The organism is Methanosarcina sediminis (genome assembly GCF_052056915.1).
Taxonomy (GTDB): Archaea; Halobacteriota; Methanosarcinia; order Methanosarcinales; family Methanosarcinaceae; genus MTP4.
This window is the reverse complement of the sequence record NZ_CP195119.1, coordinates 3,678,852-3,696,329: the sequence shown is the minus strand read 5'-3', so window position 1 is coordinate 3,696,329 and position 17,478 is coordinate 3,678,852. Positions and strand designations below refer to the sequence as shown.

The following is a 17,478-nucleotide window of genomic DNA, read 5'->3' as shown; positions in this document are numbered from 1 at the left end:
TGTTCTACTGGCTCGTTTGTTCTCTAACTCATTTGTTCCCGAACTTGTTTGTTCTCCTGGCTCTTTTATTCCCGGACTCATTTTTGACCTCTAAACCGTTTTGATCCCGAACTCTTTTCAGAAACATTCTTTCCCAAAAGTATATTCCCCTTTGAAGAAAAAACAATACTTGACTGCATTAAATATATAAACAGTATTAAATTGAGAATCGGGATATTGAATCGGAATCGGGATGACGAATTGGGAATTGGGATCTGAAATCAGAATTCGTATTTCAATGTGGGGGATAAGACAAATGATATTCATGGATATTGTTTCCTGGGAACCGGAAGACAACGCAAGAGTGGGAGAAATTTTCTCAACGTACGAATACCCGGAAGGCATGAAAGTTATCGATGAGTGGACAGACCTTTCAGGCTGCCGCTCGTTCATTATCTACGAAACAGATGACCCGGAAGCCTACATAGCTTCGATTCAGCCTTTCATGGACCTGTGCTGGTTTGAAACCTTTCCTATCATGAGGTCGGGAGAGTACATGCAAAAATTCCAGGCCCTTGCAGAAAAGTTAGGGGAAAGAAGAGCCTCTGCCCCGGAATATGAAGAAGGCCTCGAGGAAGAAAATGAAGAGCTCATGGAGCAAATTGAAGGGCTTGAAAAGAGGGTCCAGCGCCTGGAACACCATTCCTTCATCCAGCAGGAAGACACTACCTGAAGGCACAAACTGACCATGCAGGCCAAAAAAGAAGAAAGTGGGGAAAAATACCTCACTTCATGAATCATTTTTCCAGCGCAGATGTAAACTTGTCTTCGCCCATACGGTAGATATGCCAGCCTTCCACAGGCCCTGCCCCGAAGTATTCGTAGAATTCCCGTGCGGGGTTCCAGTCAAGCACGACCCATTCCACCCTGCCGCAATTCCTTTCCTTTGCCAGTTTGATGCAGTTGAGGAACATGGCTTTTCCGAGCCCTTTCCCGCGGAATTCGGGTTTTACGTAAATGTCCTCGATATAGAGCCCCTGTTTCCCCACAAAGGTTGAGAAGTTGTGGAAGAAGACAGTGAAGCCAGCAGGCACCCCGTCAAGCTCTGCAAAAAAGACCTCGGCATAGGGCCTCTCCCCGAACATGGACTCCATTAGGGTTTCCTCAGTAGCCTCGACAAGGTGGGAAAGTTTTTCGAACTCGGCAATGCCCTTGATGAACTCCAGGATGAGAGGAACGTCTTCTTTTTCGGCGATACGGATGTTCAGGTTTGAATTGTTTTCTGAGACAGTCATTTTTATTCCTTTTTTCCTTTGTTTTGAAATCGTGATGAAAGAGTAATCGGATGAACCGGATGAATCAAATGAATCAATCAAATGGGATGAACGAATTGAATGAATCAAATGAAATGAACGAATCGAACTAGTCGAACTTATGTCATAGGGTACCGGCTCATTTTTTAATAAGTTTTTTATTCGGAGAGACAACTGCAGCAGGAAAAAAGAGAAGTAAATGAAACCGGCATCCAGAATTATAAGCCGAAACTCTAAACCAGGGCAACCGCCGAGTGCCAGTACCCGTGCCCACCCACGCTCGTCGAAGACGAGCGGCTTTTACCATCGTAAAATGAGGAAAAAGACGCAGAAAAAGAAACTTCTTAACCGCGTGTACTGTAAACCTCCGGCCTGCAAACACCGAGAATAAAATTTGGAAGAACTAAGCCTCCTCCTGGTGTCGCGTCAATCTTCAATTGTTGGAGAAAGGCGTGATAATTTTACCCTTGCATCTTCTGTTTAGGAGTTACGCACTTGAAAAGTAAAATCAAGCGAATGAGAGCTTGACGAGAAAATTACGCTTTAAACAGTTTGGTGCTTCATGCTACCTATTTGTTATTCAACTGCGTAAGTCCTACTGTTGTGAAATTCATCCATACTTACGACCGGATTTCGTGGATTAAATGAACGCTTATAAACATCCGGGACCATTTCCATATCTGCAACAAAGCTACTGTTTTGTTCCGGGGGAATTATCCGTTCTTTCCTTTTCCAGGGCTTTATTTTGTTTTTTTTAAAGTACGGCGTATTGTTTAATGAGAAATGTTCTCGATATAGCTGGACTCTACAACCTTATCGCTAAAAATCTCAAGTTAGTATTGTAATGTAGTTATAGAAGGAAGTGCAATTTATAAAAGTAAGTTTCATACATGTAATCCTGATGGATAAACTGTTAGTCAGCGAAATTTTCTTGTTTGGAGATTAATTAACTGACCGTGCAAGGATACATAATAATTTAAAACCAGATGAAAGTCTTGTTTAAAATGTTGAACCTGGACGATTTCAAACCAGTCACTCTTGCCGACCAGGCTTTTTTTGAGCACCATTACGCGCTTTACCCGCAGACCCACAGCGTCAACACATTCACGGACATGATCTGCTGGGAACATTTTATGCAGTACAGGTATGCTTACGTGAACGGAAACGTGATTCTTGCGTGCACCTCCGAAGGAGTGACACGGTTCCACCCGCCAATCGGCCCCCATGACCCTGAGCTCATGCGTGCGCTTATACGGCTGGCTCTGGAAGTAAGCGACAACACACCCTTTATGTTTGTTGATCCTGAAACGGCACGGTGGGTGCGGGAAATCGAACCTGAACTTGAGCTGGTCCCGGACCTGAACCACTTCGAGTATGTGTACAGGGCTTTTGACCTTGCAAAACTTCCCGGAAAGAAATATCTCAAGATACGCAGCCAGATCAACAGGTTCCGGAAGAATTACCAGCACACGATTGAGCCGATAACACCCGGAAACCGGGAAGAGGTAAGGGAGTTCCTTGAAGAGTGGTGTGAGAGCAAAAGGTGCGAGGATGATCTTGTCCTTGCCCATGAAATAGAGGCGGTCTTCTACGCAATAGAGCACTACACCGAACTTCCCCTGCGGGGCCTTTTGATCAGGGTCGGTTCGCACGTAGGCGCAATCTCTCTCTTTGAACGCCTCAATGCGAACACGGAGCTAATCCATTTCGAAAAAGGGCTGGCGGAATATGAAGGGATCTACAAGGTAATCAACGCAGAAACTGCAGTGGCTCTTGCCAGCGAGGTAGAATACATCAACAGGGAAAGCGATCTCGGGATCAGCGGCCTTCGAAAAGCAAAGCTTAGGTACCACCCCCACCACATGGTCGAGGTTTATTCGCTCAAACGTTGAACCTTTCCCCTCACTACATAAAAGTTGAAAGAAAAAGTTGAAAGAAAAAGTTGAAAGAAAAAGTTGAAAGAAAAAGCTGAAAGAAAAAGCTGAAAGAAAAGTTGAAAGAAAAGTTGAAAGAAAAGTTGAAAAATTTCACTCTTCTTTCTTTTTCTCAAAAGCTTCTTTTACGATTTTTACAGCGCAGAGTTCCCCGCACATGGAGCAGGCTTCACTCTCTGTTTTACGGGCGTCCCGGATTTTGCGGGCGCGGTCTCCGTCGAGGGCGAGTTCGAACTGCTTTTCCCAGTCCAGGTCCCGGCGGGCGTAGGCCATGGCTGTGTCCTGTTTCCAGGCACGTTCGCGCTGGCCTTCTTTTACCAGGTCGATGGTGTGGGCTGCGAGTTTTGTGACAAGGGTGCCTTCCCTGATGTCGTCCAGGGTGGGGAGGGCAAGGTGTTCGGAGGGGGTTACCATGCAGAGGAAGTCCGTCCCGTGCATCCCGGCAACTGCGCCCCCGATTGCGCAAGCTATGTGGTCGAAGCCGGGGGTGATGTCGGTTACCAGGGGCCCGAGCAGGTAAAGAGGGGCTCCGTCGCAGAGCTCTTTCATGCCCCGGACACTGAGCTCGATCTCGTCAAGGGGAACGTGCCCCGGACCTTCCACAAAAGTCTGGACGTCGGCTTCACGGGAACGCTTCACAAGCTCACCGAGGGTTATGAATTCCATGAACTTCGGGCGGTCGGAGGCATCGGCAATGCAACCTGGACGCATGCCGTCCCCCAGGCTCAGCGTCATATCATATTCCTTTGCAATTTCCACAAGATAGTCGAATTCGGCGTAGAAGGGGTTGTCTTCCCCGTTGTGGAGCATCCAGGCCAGGGTGAAGGACCCGCCCCTGCTGACCACGTTCATGATCCGGTCGCTCTGGCGCAGGCGCTCAAGGGAGTTTAAGTTGACCCCGGCATGCACGGTAACGAAGTCCACACCCTGTTCGGCATGTTTCCGGACGGCGTTGAACATGTCGTCGGAAGTCATCTCGACCACGGTCTTCTGGGAGGCTGCAGCCTGATAGATCGGGACGGTTCCCACAGGAATTTCCACGGCTTCGAGGATACGCCTGCGAATCTCGTTCAGGTCCCCGCCTGTGGAGAGGTCCATTACGGCATTTGCCCCGTAAGCTTCGGCAGCTTTTGCCTTCTCTACTTCGGCCTCGATGTCGACGTAGTCTCTTGAAGTCCCCACATTGGCGTTGATCTTCGTGCTCATGAACTTGCCAATCCCCACAGGCAGGGTATCCCGCCTGTTATTCCGGGGAATAGCGATAAGACCCTTCGCCACGCATGAGCGGACAGTCTCAGGGTCGATTCCTTCGGATTTTGCCACGGCTTCAATGGCAGGGGTTATGATTCCCTTTTTCGCGTCTTCCATCAGTGTCATTTTTACTCCATGGGATGAGGTGAATGCGGATAATAATAAGAGCGGACCTGCCGGATAAAACGGCCCGGTGCAAACCAGCTGAACAGGCCAACCGGGAAAACCAGTATGCAGACCGGCAAAGCAAAACGGTCCAACTATAATGAATAATCTGTACGTTCCCTGATTGCAAAGTAGAACAAACAATATACTGATATATAGCTTTTCATCTTGCAGGGGCTTCTCAATAAACTATAAACAAAGAAATATATAAATACTGTGGCGGCCACTATAGGAATATATAATGTGTGCACATAATAGATGAACGAACATAAGCACAAAATTTGTATTGCTTGCACATGCTGCTTAAAAAGCAGAAAAAATCCGGCTAATAGCAACTAATATATAAAGGCTCGGGGTTTTTACTGCTAAGATTTCAGAACCGGAGCCGGGAATTACTCTTAAATTTACTAGGGGAATCAATAAAAGAATTATTCGAAAAATTGCTCGGAGAATCAATCGAAAAATTCTCTCTTATTTTACTATCCGAACCGTAATATCCTGATCAAAAATATCCCGATCAAAAATATCCCGATCAAAAATATCCTAATCACAATATTCAGGTTTTTTATCATGACAGTCGTCGCATTTGCAGAAAAGAACAAAGCAGCAGCCCAGATTGCCAAAATCCTCGGGGAAGGACAGGCGGACAAGATTTCCATCGAAGGGCTGCCTGCATACGAATTCAAGTGGAAAGGAGAGGAGTGGTACGTGATGGGGCTTTCGGGGCACATCATGAACTACGACTTCCCGGAGCAGTACAACAAATGGCGCGACGTGGACCCCAGGGTGCTACTGGGGGTGGACCCGGAAAAGTTCGTGACCAGAAAAGAATATGCTGCAGCCGTAAAGAAGCTCGCCAGGCGGGCCAGCAAAATAATCCTGGCATGCGACTATGACAGGGAAGGGGAAAACATAGGCTTCGAGGCAAAGACCCTTGCCGAGGAAGTGACGAATGTGCCCGTTTTCAGGGCTCGCTTTTCTGCCCTCTCCCCAAAAGAGGTCCTGAAGGCTTTCGAGAGCCCCATGGAACCGGACTACAACATGGCGATGGCAGCGGAAGCCCGGCAGATCCTGGACCTGAAGATGGGGGCAGCCTTTACCCGCTTCGTGACCCTTTCCGTGCGGGAACGGGCAAGGACAAAAGACGTGCTTTCCATCGGGCCCTGCCAGACACCGACCTGCGGTTTCGTGTACGAGCGGGAAAAGACGATCCGGGCTTTCAAGGCAAAGGACTTCTGGAAGATCACGGCTCTCTTTGCAGCTAACGGGGGGGAGTTCGAGGGCACCCACAGGGCAGGGAACATCCACGATAAGGAAAAAGCCCTGGAGATCTTCAAGCGCCTGAAAGGCACAAAAACCGCGCTTGTCTCGAAAAAGACGGTTAAGGAAACAAAGACCACACCCCCTAACCCGCTTAACACCACAGAATACCTGAAGCGAGCTTCCAAGTTCCTGGGGATCAGCCCGGAAGTGGCCCTCGAGGTTGCCGAACAACTCTACCTTGCAGGGTTTACCAGCTATCCCAGGACCGAGACCAACAAGTACGCCGACGACTTCGATTTCAAGACCATTGTTTCGGACTTTGCGGGGAAAAAGGAGTACCAGCCCTTTGCCGAGTCGATCCTTTCGGCCCCCATAAAGCCGAAAAACGGGACAAAAGACGGGCACGACCACCCTCCGATCCACCCGATCCGGGCGGCAGCCAGGGGCGAGGTCAGCTCAGCCGTTGCTATCCCCCATGCACCCGAGGTCTACGACCTGATTTCCCGGCACTTCCTGGCAAACCTGATGCCTGCCGCAGTTTTTGAAAAGACCCACCTGCACCTGCTCTTACAGGAAGACCCTTTCGACTCCTCGGGAACGGTGCTGAAAGACGCAGGCTGGCTGGAGGCTTACCCCTTCGAAAACAAGAAGGACAAGCTCCTCCCTTATGTGGAGGAAGGGCAGACCGTGAATGTAAAAAAGCTCAGCAACACGAAGTCCAAAACAAGCCCCCCGAAAAAGCTTACCGAAGCCGAACTCCTCACGCTCATGGACAAGAACGGGATCGGGACAAAAGCAACTGCCCCCTCCCATATAGAGACTAACAAGAAGCGCGGCTACTTCGAGAACAAAGGAAAGACGATCTCAATCCTGGACACCGGCTTCACCCTTATGGACGGGCTCTCCCTTTCAGTCCCGATCCTCATCAAGCCCGAGATCAGGGCAAGGATTGAAGCCCTGATCCAGGAAGTTGAAGACGGCAAAAAGGAATTTGATGCCTCCCTTGACGAGGGCACGGCTCTTATCAGGGAGATGTACTCCCAGCTCGAAGCTAAGAAAAAGGAACTTACCTCCAGCATCGCGGGCACGATCAAGGATGAAGCCGCTCTGGAAGACAAAAAGAACCTTATAGGGACCTGTCCCGAATGCGGGCATGTGCTGCATATCGTGCAGACGGATTCCGGGCGCTTCGTGGGATGTACCGGATACCCGGACTGCAGGAATTCATACCCCCTCCCGAAAACCGGAGCCCTGAACATCCTGCGCTCGAAAGAATGCAAAAAGGAAGGGGGGGTCACGGTCATGAAAGTAGGGAACAAGTACCACTGGGCCGTAGGCATCGGGCCCTGTTTCACCTGCGAGCTCGAAAAGGAGTGCTTCCCCCCCGAAATAGTCGGCCCCTGCCCGAAATGCGACGGGAGCATGTTCCTGATCACCCTGAAAGATTCCCGCTTCCTGGGCTGCACGAAACGCTGTGGATACACCCAGTCGGTCCCGAAGACCGGGCGGCTGACCCTCCTGGAGGAGACCTGCAAGAGTTGCGGCTGGCGGCTGATCAGGGTAAAAGAACAGGGAGAGGAAGCCGAGGAGTTCTGTGTTAACCGGCGCTGCGAGGAGGGACGAAAGTTCTGGAAGAAGAATCCCCCCGGCCCTGGCGGAGCTCCGACAAAGGGAAGCTCTTCAAAGGGAGTTCCGGCTTCGAAAGGAACAACATCAAAGGGGACAACAATAAAAGAAGCGACAACAAAAAGATCAGCTTCAAGAGCTTCGCCGGCCGGGACAAGGAATGCAGGGACAAAAGTTGCCGGAAAAGAGAAGAAGTAAAAGTCTCTGGCTACCTGCCTGTATCTGTGAAAACAATTTGTGAAAAGGGTAAAGTGGTCAGAGTGCTTTGCCCGTCTGCAAACACCCTGGATAGAATAGGTTGAAAAGAAAATCCTTGCGGATTTTCCTTTTTTATTTAGAAATCAGACCTGAAAGAAACTTATTCTTCCACTTCTTCCGGAGCAACTTCGGATTCAGCTTCGGATTCAGCTTCGGATTCAACTTCAGGTTCAACTTCGGGTTCAGGTACAGCTTCAGGTTCAGGCTCGGGCACTGGCACTGCTTTGGGTGCGGAAGCGGATTTGGGAGCTGCAGTGACCTCGGTCTTCCTGATCTCGACCCTGCGGAGAGGGTAGATGAACTTGGCCTGCCTGTAGATGTTTGCGGAGAGCCTGCCGAGGATTGCTTCCTGCATGAAGGTCTCGAAATCGGATTCTGCTGCACGCCTCTTGACGATACTGATCATCAGTTCCCTGATAGCCTTCATCTGGCTTGAGCGAGCCCTCTTGATGGTAAAGCAGGTAGGCTTTACACGGATGATATAGCCGTCTTTTGTCCTTACATCTACGTTGGCATCGATCCTGGAAGTCTGCCTTTTTACGATGGACCTTATGTAGTCGGTGGTGAGCTCGTGCCCGATAAGGGTAGTGTGTGCAGTGTCCCCGACAACGTTGTTGACCCTGAGTAGAACCTTGGTGTTGTTCTTGGTCATGTCGTTGGTAAGTTCCCCTACAGTGGTCTCAATCTTCCTGCCCATGAGCAGGCTCGGGTCGCTTGCCATGGTAATCCCGATCTGGGCCCTGTTTAAATAAGAAGGTGCTTCGAGGTTGTACCATTCCTTTGACTTCCAGCTGTCAAGTTTTCTCTGTACTTTCTTTCTTGCCAAGTAATTCCTCCGAATTTGATATTGGATTTAATTTATGTTTATTTCACTTTGTTTGAATTCTGCTGCAATTTATTAGATTTACATTGCCAAAAGGCAATGCTCCATATTCCGAATATGGCCCGATAGAGTCGGTTCATTCCCTTAACAATGAGCGTGAACGATATAGCAGGCGAATCCAGCGGCCGGGCAGCTCAGTCCCGAAACCATACGGTCTGCAGGTTCCGGCGGCTTTACGCGCCTGTTCCTTTTGCGAAATCCCAATCCCTGAGTTCAGGGCACCCAGCATGGCCGATCGGCAAGGTCCCCGAAGCCCGAAAAGACGATCTGAACGGATCAGAAGTATTCTCAGAAATTTGCGGATTCTAGTTTCTGGCTCCACTATACTTATCATTTCAATATATAAACGAATCGGTCATAAAGCCAGTCCACCACCCTTCACCACAGCGGAAAGTGAACAAAAAAAGAAAAAAATGGTTTTGAAAATAAAAAGAAAGGGTATGAGGAAGGAAGAAAAGGTATGAAGAAATGGCGTGGAGAAATAGAATGGGAAGAAAAAGTAGGAAGAAAAAGTAGGAAGAAAAAGTAGGAAGAAAAAGTAGGAAGAAAAAGTAGGGGGAAAAGAGAAAGGGCTTAAAGGAAGCGGATGCCCTCTGGCATTTCGCCCACTCTCTTCCTGAACTCTTCAGGCCAGTTCTCCGGGTCAAGCCCTTTCTGGGCAAGGAAGACAGCAGCCCACCTCTCGAGCCCGACGCCCGAGCAGCCAGACCAGAGATCTTCCCCTGACTGCAACTTCACGTTGAAGCCGGAGGGGTACTTGTCCCCGTTGATGCTCACGTTCTGGAACTCGAGCCATTCCCCGTCCTCGCCCCTGTAGGGGAGGCAGGCCTCATAATCGGTGGTTCCGACAACGTTTCCTTCGGCAAGTCCCAGCAACCCTTCCTGAGCCATGAACCAGGGAGTAACCTTGGCTTTCCTCCATTCGATGTCCAGGATATCGTTGAAGATGTGCATGTAGCGGTCGTGCAGGTCTTCGGCAACCTTGATGGTCTGCTCCTTTGTGCCCAGCCAGAGGATCTCGATCCTGTGGAACTCGTCCACCCTTTCGATCCCGTGGATCCCTCCGCTTTCGTACCTGTGGGAGGTCCCTGAGCGGTCGAAGACCCTGATAGGGACTTCATCGTTGGGGAGGGTTTCCCCTGACACGTAGACCCAGAACGGTGGGCACTGGGCATAGCACATGCCGCCAATGGGCTCCCCGATCTTCTCCTTGATGAGTTTTGTCGGCACCTCGTGAGTCACCTTATAATGGTCAGCAACCTCTTCCCAGTACTCGGGGTCCCTGGTCGCAGGAGGTGAGACGTAGTAGATTTCGGGATAGACACCTTTGGCATGCCCGGACTTCATCCAGACCTCCCACGGCACAAGCTTGGGGAAAATCATTTCCCTGTACCCGAGGGGTTCCAGGAGCTCCTCGTAGACAATCTTTTCGAAAGTGCGGAAAATCCGGGTAGACTGCGGCCCGTGGATCCACTGTCCGCGGCTTGCCCCCCGCTTGAGCCAGCCTTCTTTCATCATAGCCTGGGTGGGGTCTTCTTTGAAGGGGTGCTCCATGGGTTCCCGCTGCCAGAGCAGGTTCCAGTGCTCGGCCTTTGCCCCGTACCGGGCAGCCTCGATTTTGTCCTCGAGCAGGGTAAGGATCCTGTCCGGGACCCTGTTCTTCATCTCAGCCTCGCCAACTTCGAGCTGGAGCAGGATCCCGCCTTCCACGTTCTCCATCTTCGTGACGTACGGGACCTTAATCTCCTTGAGCTCCTGTTCGGAAGGCACAAAGATGAAGAAAGAATCAACCTCAGTCCCTCTGATACCGATCTTGAACTCTTTCCCGAGGATGCCGGCAAGCTGCTTCTTCAGCCTGAGCGCAGCGTCGTGCACCCGCACGTACCTGCCGGATTTCAGGGAAAAATTGATCCTGTCTTCCCCGAGATCCCATCCGGTAACCAATGCTCCCTGCCCTTCTGGTGCTCCTTTCGTGAGGATGGTCTTGTTCGCCTCATTAAAAAACGCAAGAATAGCTTCCATTGCAGGAGCCGGATCTGCGCTTGTCCTGTAGTAAGCCTTAAGGTTGAACTCTAATTCCAAGTTTTGGGCCTCTTTTAGTATGAATTATGTTAGCATGAATCTGTCTGATTAATATATTAGTGTAGTAATGAGGGATGAAGTTTATAGTTTGCTATTTTTCGCGGATTCGTGTTTTGATGGAGTCGGAGGTTTAAAAAGGTTTGCGTAATAGGGGAAAAGGGGATAGAAAAAGGAATTATAAAGAGTGGAAAAAATGAGGAATTATAGAGAGTGGATAAAAAGAGTGGATAAAGAGTGGATAAAAAAAGAGATATGAGAGTCAAGTAAAGGATTCAATGAAGGTTCGACTCGAATAAATTGCTCGGCAGATCCCACCACATATTATATCACATCTCTTTTGATATTCTGGCAAAATGCACCTTTAGCAGGCTCAAACATGCTAATTCAGATTGGTATAAACTGCTAAAGCAACTCTCCCTTCACCTCAGCATCCTCTCGTTTGCGGTCAGAATTTCAATTTCAAGGCTCCTGAAATCCCGGTCATGGGTCACGAAAATCAGGTCTTTTGCGCGGCAGACCTCTGCAAAAAGCAGGTCGTTGAAGTCATATCTGCCCTCTTCGAAGGTGTCCATGATTTCCGGAAGCTTTATGGCTGCAAGGTCCGGGTCACAGATAAGGGTATTTTTCAGGATTTTTTTCACGTTGTGTGAGATATCTTCAGCGACAGGCCGAAAGGAAGGGGAGTTTCGAAACTCTTTGTACTTTACGAATTCCGACTGCTGCTTGAACTCGATCCTGGCAAAGGCGTTGACAAATTCCGAAATTATCATGCAGTTTATGTAGATACTGCCTTCCGAAGCCCGGATATCTTTAAGAGCCCTGGAATAAACATCAGAACGCCAGTCAGGAAAACTTATGGGCCCGTAGATGTAGAGCCAGATATTCGTATCAAAGAAAAACTTCCTTCCCTCCGAAAAATCGTATTCCTCTACGGAATGAACCATTGAGTAATGGACTTTTGCCTCAACGAGCTCTTCGGAATGGGACTTTAACGGGCGAACTTTTGTAGGGTGCACTCCCGAAGCCTGAGCTTCCGAAGCCTCAGTTTCCAGGCGGCGGACCTTCACAGAGTGGGTCTTTTTATTCATCTTCACCCCCCATTACTTCCCTGACAGCCTTCCTGTAATGGTCGGCGTTTTCAAAATAGCATTTTGCCCTCTCCAGAACCCTTCTAAGGATAATTTCATCATCAGGGCCGATATCCGTGAAAACCAGATTGCTCCTGATAAACTCCTCCGAAAAACTTCCGTACAACTGCCCGACTGCAGCATTCAAAAAAGCCGGAGTCAGGTCTCCTGCCTCTGCAAAAGAAAGTTCAACCTTCCTGTTTTCAAGGAAAGCCTCGGAAATCCTGGCATAAATATTTTGCCCGTCTCCCAGGGCAACGCAGCAGTTGCCTCCGGCAGCCTCAATTGCCCTGATTTTTATAGTTCCCCCCATACAAATCCCCCCGTATTCTGCCTTTTATTTTGCCTTTTACTCTTCCTTCTTATTCTGCCTTTTTCTTAAATAGCAGCCACCCTTTCCCCTCTTTCCCGAACTTCGTTTTGATCATAACATAATCCCCCTGAAGCTTTTCTCCTTCAAGTGCGCAAATGAGCTCCTTTTCTTCAAACTTTTTGAGCTCAAAAGTCCCCCTGTCCCAGATTTCGACCTTTCCCGCCCCATAATGCCCTTCCGGTATCTCCCCTTCAAAATCAGCGTATTCCAGGGGATGGTCTTCGGTCTGGATAGCAAGCCGTTTAATCCCGGCTTTTGCAGGCGGTTCTTTCGGGACCGCCCAGCTTTTCAGGACCCCGCCGATTTCCAGGCGGAAATCATAGTGGAGGGTACTAGCGTCGTGCTTCTGGATAACGAAAATAGGTTTATCCAGATCTTTTTTTGAATTTCCCGGCGCAGGTTCAGGAGTCTCTTTGAAATCCCTTTTCTTCCTGTATTCTTCGAGCATAAAGAACCATTAAGAAATACGCTGCAGGAATATAATAGAGTTATGCGGATGAATCGAGACAGAAGAGTAAAGCCTGTTAAAGCTACCGATTAAAACTACCGTCTAGAGCCCCGGCTCCCGAGAAGGAAATAAAACCGGAACCTTGCCACTTTCATTCCAGGGATTCCGAACCCTGGATTACCTTCTAGCAAGGGCGTAATCGATGTAGACCTGCAGAAACTCCTCGTCGGCCTGCAAGAGCACGGTCTCAAACATGGCAACGTGGATTTTTTCTTCCCTGGCAATATCCAGAAGGATTTTCCTGATCTCCTCACTTTTTGTGAGGTTTGCCATTTGCTCGTAAATGTTGACAGCGTCCAGTTCGGCGATCATGGCGGCCCTGAGAATTTCCTTGTCGAGGTCTTCAGGTCTTGTCTTTTTAAGGTCAGCAATTGTTTCCGAAAGCAAGTTTTTCACTCCCCATAAGAGAGTATGGCTGTCAGGGATAAAGGCTTTTTCCGGGAACTTTTCGATTTCGGATCAAACATTAGAATTTTAAGTAATAAGATAGGAAGAGAAATACAAAAAATATTTTAACCTCCATAATGTATCTTTGTTTTTCTATCACAGGGCACAATAAAAAGTAATAAAGCCTGAAAGAGATTGAACACTGAATATTGTAACACTGTATGATAACAACCTACACTGTAACAATGTACACTGAATCCACTACGAACTAAGAAACAATCACAAGGTAATTGATCATGCAAATCTTAATCCTTGGAGCAGGAGCAGTAGGCCTCTCCCTTGCTGCAAAACTCTCAACTGTCTGTGACGTCCATGCCGTATGCAGGAAACGCCACGCAGAGATGATAGCAGAGCGCGGGCTCCTAATGACCGGGATCTGGGGGGAAGGCAAGTACAAATTCAGCTGTGGGGAAGATGTTCCGGAGGATATGGACTTCGACTACGTATTTATCAGTTCGAAGTCGATTGCAACGGAGGCTGTTTGCGAGCAGTTTGCAGGCGTGATAAAAGGAAAAGAAACAATAAGTCTCCAGAACGGGGTCGGAAACGAGGAGATTATCGCCAGCTATACCGACAAAGTCATTGGAGGGACCATCATCACGGGCTTTGAATGGAGAGGGGATGCCGAGGTGCACGTCTCCGTGGAAGCCGGACCCATGACCCTCGGGCGCTTTCCGGAAGGCTGCGATGAAAAGGTGGAGACTCTTGTGGAAATTGTCAGGGAGGCAGGCATTTCCGTACAGGCAACCGACAACATAAAGGGAGCCCTCTGGGCCAAGACGATTTACAACTGCGCCCTAAACCCGCTGGGAGCGGTCATGGGCGTGCCCTATGGGGAACTCGCAGACCCCCATGCCTGGAACATAGTCAGGGAAATCGTAAAGGAAGCCTTTGCGGTCACAGATAAAAGCGGGATAAAACTCCCCTGGGAAAGCGCCGACGAATACCTCGGGTACCTGAAAGACGTCCAGCTCCCAAGCACGGCTGCTCACCATTCCTCCATGTACCAGGACATCACGGCAGGCCGGAAAACCGAAATCGATTTTCTGAACGGGGCAATCATGTCAAGAGCAGAAAAACTGGGGCTGCAAGCGCCTTACAATGCCCTTATTTCGGAAGAAATCCGCTTTATGGAAGCCCTGAACGAAAAAAAGGCATAAATAAAAAAAATAATTGAACAAAAAAATTGAAATATAAATCCTGTATCCTGAATTTTCAGCCATCTCCTTTTCTTTTTTAACCCCCCCCGAACATCAAGTATTTTTATACAGTAGCCCAGGACATAGTAACTAATTTATAATTAACTTCGCATTATTTTTAATATTATTTTGATTTCCCAAAAAGAGATAAATAATAGATAAATAATTGAGAAGTCATACTAAAAAAATAACTCCAGTTCAGGAATTCCCCTCAAACTATCCCAACAAACTACCTGCCCAGCAGGTCAACCCGGAATAGCAGCCAACAGGGACCGTAAACCCAACCTGGCAACTTAAGCTTCCCCTAACCTTCCTAAACTGCCAACCCAACAGTCCATAAACCCAACATACCAGCAGCCCAACCTATCAATCTAAGCTACCCCACTTATCAACCCCCCGAGGCCGAAAAACCTTGAAAAAAACAAAATCAACCCTCATCATGCTTGTTATCGCATGCACATTCTTAATGGCAGGCTCGAGTTTTGCCGCCGGAACCGAGGAGAGCGCCGAAATTCCTGCAAACGGCACTTTTTCCCCGGAAGTAGCACTAGAAACCGCACCTCTGAACCCCGAATTCGTGGAATACCGGAATATGATGGCCCTTGAAAGCTTGTCGAGAGAAGTTGTCAGCTCCCGGGGTATCTACGGGGATGGGTACGCAGCCGGCCTGGTGCCGGCTCCAGCAGACCTTTCCGAAACGGGGAGAGCCCTGCTATCAGGCCCTGAAATCCCGGAAGCTTATGACCTCCGGGAGATCGAGCAGGTCACTTCCGTTAAAAACCAGGGATATGCAGGCAGCTGCTGGGCATTTGCAAGCCTGGCTTCCCTTGAGTCCGGGCTCCTGAAGGCGGGAGGGGAAAACCGGGACTTTTCCGAAAACAACATGAAAAACCTGCTCTCCTACCGCTATCCAGAAGGTTTTGACCTGGATCACGACGACGGAGGAAACCGTTACATGTCCACAGCTTACCTTGCCCGCTGGACCGGACCCGTAAACGAATCCGACGACCTTTACAATGATTTATCGGATAATTCACCAGTGGGGCTGCCCGTGCAAAAGCACATTCAGGAAGTATTGTTCCTGCCGGAGAGGAGCGGACCCCTGGACAATGAACAGCTCAAGAGGGCGCTCCTGAATTACGGGGCCGTGTATTCGACAATGTATGCGGACACTTCCAATTACTACCTTGCAGGCAATTACAGCTACTACTATCCGGGCATAAGGAGCGCAAACCACGCAATAACAATTGTCGGATGGGACGATTCCTTCAACACGACGTGTTTTTCCCCGCAGCCTCCCGGAGACGGGGCTTTTATAATCAAAAACAGCTGGGGAACGGGCTGGGGAGAAGCAGGCTACTTCTACATTTCCTATTATGACACCCGGCTTGGATACGATGAAAACGCCGTATTCCTCTCCGAGACTCCCAGCAACTACGATTACACTTACCAGTACGACCCCTTCGGCTGGGTCAGCCAGATGAGGTACGAGAATGGCACTGCCTGGGGAGCCAATGTCTTTACTGCAGGGGGGAACGAGACCCTGGGGGCGGTGAGTTTCTATACCACGGACTCGAACACGAGTTATGAGGTCTACGTTTACAAAACCCCGGACTCAGGACCCATAAATTCAGCGGGACCCGAAATCCTCGAAAGCGGGGTATTTACCTTCCCGGGCTACCATACCCATGTGCTCGGCTCCCCCGTCACCCTCAGTTCGGGACAGGCTTTTTCAGTGGTAATAAAATTCAGCAACCCCGAATATTCATATCCCCTTGCCTATGAATACCCGGAACCCGGCTGGAGCAGCAAAGCCAGGGCTTCCGCAGGGCAAAGTTACACCAGCCAGGACGGGGAGACCTGGGAAGACCTTAACAGCCTCTACAGTAACGCAAACCTCTGCATCAAAGCCTTCAGCACCACCAACGAACCCCCTGAAGTCGGTTTCTCCGGAGACGTTATCGCCGGGGTCCCCCCTCTAACAGTCCGGTTCACGGACCTCTCGGAAAATGCCTTTTCCTGGGAATGGGACACCGACGGAGACGGGACAGTTGATTATACGACCCGGAACCCGGAGCACAGCTACGAACTCTACGGGACTTATAACGTCACCCTGAATGTGAACAACAGGAATGGGGAAAGCGCCGAAACAAAAACCGCTTACATTAGCGTAGAACCCCTCTCCATTTTCGGTTCCCTTCCCGCAGGAGACGTCGAGAGTTTCGAGGACGAGGAAGTGGAATTCAACATAAGCACGAACTACCCCTGCACGATAAGCTGGGACCTCGACGGGGCGGAAATAAAGTCCGGGACAGGGCTTTCCGTAAGTTCATACGCAAGCAGCACGCCATTGCCGGGAGTTTATAACGTGACCGCAACTGCCGAAGAGGGATACGAAAGCCGCCAGGAGTCCTGGAACTGGATCGTCCGCGACTGGAACCCCTGGGACAACCCCGGCTCAACGGAAGGGACAAACGTCACGACTGAAGAACTCCAGGAATCGGTCCACTGTTACTTAAACGGGTTGGAGTTTCCGGAAAGCGGAGCCCAGTCCACAGATGAGAGACTCGGGCAACTGGTCAGGATGTGGCTTGAAGAGTGAACCTGAAGGATGAAAAAGTCAGGGCGGAACAAGAAGTCCAAGTCAAGAAAAATTAAACCCAAAAGAATGAATTGAGAAAAATTTGGGAAGAATAAAAAACTCAGGAAAATAAGTAAGGAAAAATTAGTATGAGAAAATAGTAGAGCCGGAAAGCAGAGATTTCACTTTCCGGAAACTTATTTTTCCATCTCCAGCGCTTTTCCTACTCCTTCCCCTATTTTCAAATTCATCAGGAAATCATCAACAGTCGCAAGAAGGGACCCTATTTTTTCCGACCGGAAGTGGACAGCTACCCGCTCATCACTTATTTCGCTTTCCATACTCCTCAGGTTGTCCGGGGAAAGGGCTTCCAGAATCCTTTTAGCAAATTCCTTTGTTTCGGGGTCCGGAAATTCGATGGTTCCAGTAATTTTCATAAGCGTTTCTCCAGTCATTTTTCATATAAATATTCGCTGTCTTCCTTTGTCA

At 49.2% G+C, this 17,478-nt stretch carries 14 protein-coding genes and 2 pseudogenes; 6 read left to right on the top strand and 10 right to left on the bottom strand.

All coding sequences use genetic code 11. The features are described 5' to 3' along the window. Positions 1 to 295 precede the first annotated feature (295 nt). Positions 296 to 712, top strand: coding sequence for a DUF3303 domain-containing protein (locus ACSAZK_RS16200; protein WP_440955067.1), 417 nt, complete (start codon positions 296 to 298; stop codon positions 710 to 712). Between the two features lie 64 nt (positions 713 to 776). On the opposite strand, the gene ACSAZK_RS16195 is transcribed toward ACSAZK_RS16200, so the two are convergent. Further along, a complete protein-coding gene (locus tag ACSAZK_RS16195; protein ID WP_440955066.1) occupies positions 777 to 1,274 on the bottom strand; it encodes an N-acetyltransferase family protein in 498 nt (165 codons plus the stop codon). Positions 1,275 to 1,901: 627 nt separating this feature from the next. Next, positions 1,902 to 2,125, bottom strand: a pseudogene (locus ACSAZK_RS16190) (IS630 family transposase); the annotation flags it as partial. A 171-nt stretch (positions 2,126 to 2,296) separates the two neighbouring features. On the opposite strand from ACSAZK_RS16190, the gene ACSAZK_RS16185 reads away from it, so the two are divergent. Continuing rightward, positions 2,297 to 3,184, top strand: a complete 888-nt coding sequence (locus ACSAZK_RS16185) for a DUF2156 domain-containing protein (RefSeq protein ID WP_440955065.1) — start codon at positions 2,297 to 2,299, stop codon at positions 3,182 to 3,184. A 135-nt stretch (positions 3,185 to 3,319) separates the two neighbouring features. Here the strand turns inward: ACSAZK_RS16185 and thiC are convergent, their stop codons facing one another. Continuing rightward, positions 3,320 to 4,603 carry a phosphomethylpyrimidine synthase gene (gene thiC / locus ACSAZK_RS16180; RefSeq protein WP_440955064.1) on the bottom strand — a complete coding sequence of 428 codons (1,284 nt, stop codon included), beginning with the start codon at positions 4,601 to 4,603 and terminating at the stop codon, positions 3,320 to 3,322. A 609-nt stretch (positions 4,604 to 5,212) separates the two neighbouring features. Here thiC and ACSAZK_RS16175 point away from each other — a divergent pair. Beyond that, positions 5,213 to 7,729 carry a DNA topoisomerase I gene (locus ACSAZK_RS16175; RefSeq protein WP_440955063.1) on the top strand — a complete coding sequence of 839 codons (2,517 nt, stop codon included), beginning with the start codon at positions 5,213 to 5,215 and terminating at the stop codon, positions 7,727 to 7,729. 280 nt (positions 7,730 to 8,009) lie between these two features. Here ACSAZK_RS16175 and ACSAZK_RS16170 read toward each other — a convergent pair. Beyond that, a pseudogene (locus ACSAZK_RS16170) lies at positions 8,010 to 8,615 on the bottom strand (30S ribosomal protein S3ae); the annotation flags it as partial. Positions 8,616 to 8,762: 147 nt separating this feature from the next. On the opposite strand from ACSAZK_RS16170, the gene ACSAZK_RS16165 reads away from it, so the two are divergent. Further along, positions 8,763 to 8,981, top strand: coding sequence for a hypothetical protein (locus ACSAZK_RS16165; protein WP_048178263.1), 219 nt, complete (start codon positions 8,763 to 8,765; stop codon positions 8,979 to 8,981). A gap of 264 nt (positions 8,982 to 9,245) precedes the next feature. Here the strand turns inward: ACSAZK_RS16165 and ACSAZK_RS16160 are convergent, their stop codons facing one another. From ACSAZK_RS16160 to ACSAZK_RS16140, 5 genes are all read right to left on the bottom strand, one after another. Then, positions 9,246 to 10,754, bottom strand: coding sequence for a serine--tRNA ligase (locus ACSAZK_RS16160; RefSeq protein ID WP_440955062.1), 1,509 nt, complete (start codon positions 10,752 to 10,754; stop codon positions 9,246 to 9,248). 419 nt (positions 10,755 to 11,173) lie between these two features. Further along, complete coding sequence (locus tag ACSAZK_RS16155; protein WP_440955061.1) at positions 11,174 to 11,842, bottom strand: type II toxin-antitoxin system VapC family toxin; 669 nt, start codon at positions 11,840 to 11,842, stop codon at positions 11,174 to 11,176. Further along, positions 11,835 to 12,194 (bottom strand): STAS-like domain-containing protein, encoded by a 360-nt coding sequence (locus tag ACSAZK_RS16150; RefSeq protein ID WP_440955060.1) that lies wholly within the window; start codon positions 12,192 to 12,194, stop codon positions 11,835 to 11,837. The genes ACSAZK_RS16155 and ACSAZK_RS16150 overlap by 8 nt, the downstream gene beginning before the upstream one ends. Positions 12,195 to 12,243: 49 nt before the next feature. Then, positions 12,244 to 12,702 carry a DNA polymerase ligase N-terminal domain-containing protein gene (locus tag ACSAZK_RS16145; protein WP_440955059.1) on the bottom strand — a complete coding sequence of 153 codons (459 nt, stop codon included), beginning with the start codon at positions 12,700 to 12,702 and terminating at the stop codon, positions 12,244 to 12,246. A gap of 177 nt (positions 12,703 to 12,879) precedes the next feature. Next, positions 12,880 to 13,149, bottom strand: coding sequence for a demethoxyubiquinone hydroxylase family protein (locus tag ACSAZK_RS16140; RefSeq protein WP_440955058.1), 270 nt, complete (start codon positions 13,147 to 13,149; stop codon positions 12,880 to 12,882). A 296-nt stretch (positions 13,150 to 13,445) separates the two neighbouring features. On the opposite strand from ACSAZK_RS16140, the gene ACSAZK_RS16135 reads away from it, so the two are divergent. Both ACSAZK_RS16135 and ACSAZK_RS16130 read left to right on the top strand, forming a co-directional pair. Beyond that, entirely contained in the window at positions 13,446 to 14,369 is a 924-nt protein-coding gene (locus ACSAZK_RS16135; RefSeq protein WP_440955057.1) for a ketopantoate reductase family protein, read from the top strand. A 451-nt stretch (positions 14,370 to 14,820) separates the two neighbouring features. Beyond that, positions 14,821 to 17,010: a lectin like domain-containing protein gene (locus ACSAZK_RS16130; protein WP_440955056.1), complete on the top strand. Its 2,190-nt coding sequence runs from the start codon at positions 14,821 to 14,823 to the stop codon at positions 17,008 to 17,010. 176 nt (positions 17,011 to 17,186) lie between these two features. Here the strand turns inward: ACSAZK_RS16130 and ACSAZK_RS16125 are convergent, their stop codons facing one another. Continuing rightward, a complete protein-coding gene (locus ACSAZK_RS16125) occupies positions 17,187 to 17,426 on the bottom strand; it encodes a KEOPS complex subunit Pcc1 (RefSeq protein WP_048178256.1) in 240 nt (79 codons plus the stop codon). Positions 17,427 to 17,478 lie beyond the last annotated feature (52 nt).